Below are 3,351 nucleotides of genomic sequence, written 5' to 3' on the forward strand. Positions count from 1 at the left end.
TTTCAAGTCGTCACTCGCTCTGTCGGTGTCATGAGATCAGGCTTGCTTCGGCAACAGGGCGGTGAGCGCATTGTCGCCGAGCCATTCGGAGCGGATGGCCGCGATGGTTCCGGCATCCAGGTAATCGGCCACCCGGTTCGCCACGTGATCGACCAGCGCACGCTCGCTGATTTCCGCCGACCAGTCCTCGGCATCCTCTGCGACATGCTTTTCCGTCGCTCCGGCCCGGGACTGGACCCGCCATTTGGCACACCATGTCACCGACCAGAGCCACATGATCCGCCGCATCGGAAGCAGCCAGGGACCCGATGCCTCGGCGAGCGCCGGTGGCACGCTTTTCAGCCAGTGACGATAAGCGTCGGCTGTGGCCGATGTTTCCAGCACGGCGCTGACGGCGACATCCCAGGTAGTGGAGGTATAAAGCGTCGCGTGGGCCAGATCGAATCCGGGCGCACCATAACGCGCCTTTTCCAGATCGACCAGAACGGCGGTTCCCGACGGCAGGATCAGGAAATTGCCGGGATGAGCATCGAACGAGATTAGCGTGGCCGGCGGTCGCGCCCGTGTCTTCCGGAATTCCTCGGCCCAGGCCAGTTCTTCGTCGATCTCGCGCCGGGCATCGGCGCCAAGTCCGGCCGCATCCAGGAACGCCGCCTGGAGCCTTACCTCGTGTAACGTCTCACTGACAGGATCGGCGTGGTCGCGTAGCGGGGCACGGGCCGGTTCCGGCGGGACCGGCAGGGAGTGGATGGATGCAAGCGCACTCATGATCGCCGGCAGGTCGTCCGGCAGGACGGGTGGACGGCCTGGAACCTCGTCGACCAGCAGCGCCCCCAGCGGCACCGTCTCGTCCGGCATCAGGACGGCATGCAGTCCGGGGACGTGGCGTCCGGGCGCCGCCCGCTCGAAGCACGCCGCCTGATAGGTCAGGTTGACCGTCGCCGAGAGCGCGAGCTGGCTCTGCTTGGGCACGCGCAGCAGCACGCTACGTCCCGTGATCCTGACGTGATCATGGGCAAGGCCGGTTCCCTGAAGAGGGATCAGGTCTTCCAGCCTCACCGCTTCGTAATCGGCTAAGCGGATCAGACGCCGATGTATGGCTTGAAGGAGCGTATCCGATATCATGAACGGAGTATGGAGGATGGCCGTTCCCAGTCAAAGCGGCCGCCGTTCAATTTGACGTGAATGCGAAAGATGGATGCCGGCGCCATCGCTTCCAGGCTTCCGGGACGTCGACATCCTCCAGGATCGGCAGAGGATCCCCAACCTGTGCCGGATCGAGGTTGTTCAGGGTATCTGCCAGAGCGTGTCCCGTGGACCATCTTACGCCTCCGAAGAAGTCGGGCGGCTCCGCCGGACGCCGTCGCGCTCCAACCAGCCAGTAGCCTCCGTCCCGTGCCGGGCCGAAGACGAACGGGTACCTGTCCAGCGTCCGGAATGCCTGCCAGACGTGATGGCTGCGGATATCGGGAATGTCGCTTCCGATAACCACCACCGGTCCCGGCGGCAAACCCGGTGGAGGACGGCGCATGGGGCGTCTCATCCGTTCGCCGAGATCGCCGCCGCCCTGGGCGCGGATCTCGACACCCAGCGGCCTTGCGGGCATTTGCCCACGGTCCGGGGTCAACGCTACCCAAGTCGTCCAGCGGCGATCCCGGACGAGGCGGAACAGCAGGGTCCGAAGCGCCACGCGCTGGAAATGGACAGCCGCCACCGGGCCGATGCTGCCGGCGAGCCGGCGCTTTCCCCTGCCCAGCCGGGGTTCACGTGCGAAGACAATGAGATGGCGGCGAAGCGGCACGTTCCTACCCGGGTTGGTTTCGCCTGTAGTAGAGCCGCCGTATCAGCGGCGGCGCTGCGCCCATCATATAGAGTGCCAGACAGGTAAGGTTACGCAGCGGACGGCGGATATAACCGTCCTTCCGGTAGCGGGAAGCCGAAGTCGTAATGCCGATCGGCAGCCCGATCAACCGGTGCCGTCCGATCCTGCGGACGATCGAGACATCTTCCATGAGTTCCATGGGCGCAAATCCGCCGACCGACTGATAAAGGTCCCGATGGACAAGCAGTCCCTGATCGCCGTAAGGCAGGCCCAGCCAGCGGCATCGCCATGCCACCATCGACTCCAGTCGGCGCGCTGCCGGAGATTGATCGTCGAGTTCGAACCGCCCATAGGCGGCGCAAGCCTTGTTTTCCGGCTTGCATATGAACGCGGCCAAGGCCTCCTGCCAGTTCGGTTCCGGAATGCTGTCGGCATGCAGGAAGAACAACCACTCCGCTCGCAGGTCACGGATCGCCACTCCGGCGCCTGCCGACAGTTGCACCCCGCGCCCGGGTTCGGCAGAGACGGTGCAGGCTGCATGCCGTTTGGCGACGGTCACGGTCGCGTCGGCCGAGTTGCCGTCCGCCACCACGATCGGCCACCCGGCATCTCTGGCGGTTCCCGAGATCGACCCGAGCGTCCGCTCCAGGCTTGCAGCGCAGTTCAGTGCGGGTATGACGATGACAAGGGTGGACAGGCTCGACTCCGGGACGGGGCGGCAGGCGGCGGCCGAACTTCGAACGGCGCGGCCGCCATCCTATCATCTCTGCCGATCATCTTCGCCAGCCACCGCTTATCCGGCCGCCATCTTCAGGTACCGGATTGGCGGTTGCGCAGATGGATCTCTACCTTCGTCCCATTGTCCCGCAGGAAGCGCACTTCGGCGTTGGCTTGCCGGGCAAGGGTCCTGACAAGCAGCAAGCCGAGCCCACGCCGGTCGTTGGCCGCACTGGGGTCCATGCCTATGCCGTTGTCGTGGATGACGATGCAGTTGGTCGCCGGATTTCCATAAACCTCGACCCGGACCCGGCGATCCTCGACAAAATGCTCGGACGCATCCGGAAAGGCGTGACTGAGAGCATTGCTGACCAATTCCGCAACGATCAGCCCGAGTGGACTGGCGGCATTCAGCGGGATACGGCCGGTTTGACCGTTCACGTCGATGGCGATGCCGCCGGACGACTCATCCTTCGATGCCAACTGCCGGCACAGCTCGGTCAACAGAGGCAAGGCAGGAGTATCGGCACGGCTTCCGTCATCGAAAACGAGTCCATGAACCAGACTCATGGACTGGATACGGGCAAGGCTCCTGCGGACTTCGGCGGCACTCTGTTCGCCGATGCGATTGGCCTGGAGGTTGAGCAGACTGGCGATGATCTGGAGATTGTTGCGGGTCTGATGATGGATCTCCTCGATCAGCGCCTCCCGATCGGCCAGCGACGCCCGCAGGTCGGCCGTACGTTCGTCGACCTGCCGCTCCAGCGTCCGGGTCAATTCATAGAGCTGAAGGTTGCTCTCCGCCAGGCTGC

At 64.4% G+C, this 3,351-nt stretch carries 4 protein-coding genes; all 4 read right to left on the minus strand.

The annotated features are described in order from the left end of the window. Positions 1-36 precede the first annotated feature (36 nt). Positions 37-1,059: an aminoglycoside phosphotransferase family protein gene (locus AC5JJ6_RS05140; RefSeq protein ID WP_496041010.1), complete on the minus strand. Its 1,023-nt coding sequence runs from the start codon at positions 1,057-1,059 to the stop codon at positions 37-39. Between the two features lie 112 nt (positions 1,060-1,171). Then, on the minus strand, positions 1,172-1,801 hold the full coding sequence (locus AC5JJ6_RS05145; protein ID WP_496041011.1) for a TIGR04282 family arsenosugar biosynthesis glycosyltransferase: 630 nt from the start codon (positions 1,799-1,801) through the stop codon (positions 1,172-1,174). Between the two features lie 4 nt (positions 1,802-1,805). Next, positions 1,806-2,519, minus strand: a complete 714-nt coding sequence (locus AC5JJ6_RS05150) for a TIGR04283 family arsenosugar biosynthesis glycosyltransferase (protein ID WP_496041013.1) — start codon at positions 2,517-2,519, stop codon at positions 1,806-1,808. A gap of 113 nt (positions 2,520-2,632) precedes the next feature. Next, positions 2,633-3,351, minus strand: a 719-nt coding sequence (locus AC5JJ6_RS05155) for a sensor histidine kinase (RefSeq protein ID WP_496041012.1), incomplete at its 5' end; no start/stop codon positions are given.

It is taken from the genome of Skermanella sp. (assembly GCF_059503625.1).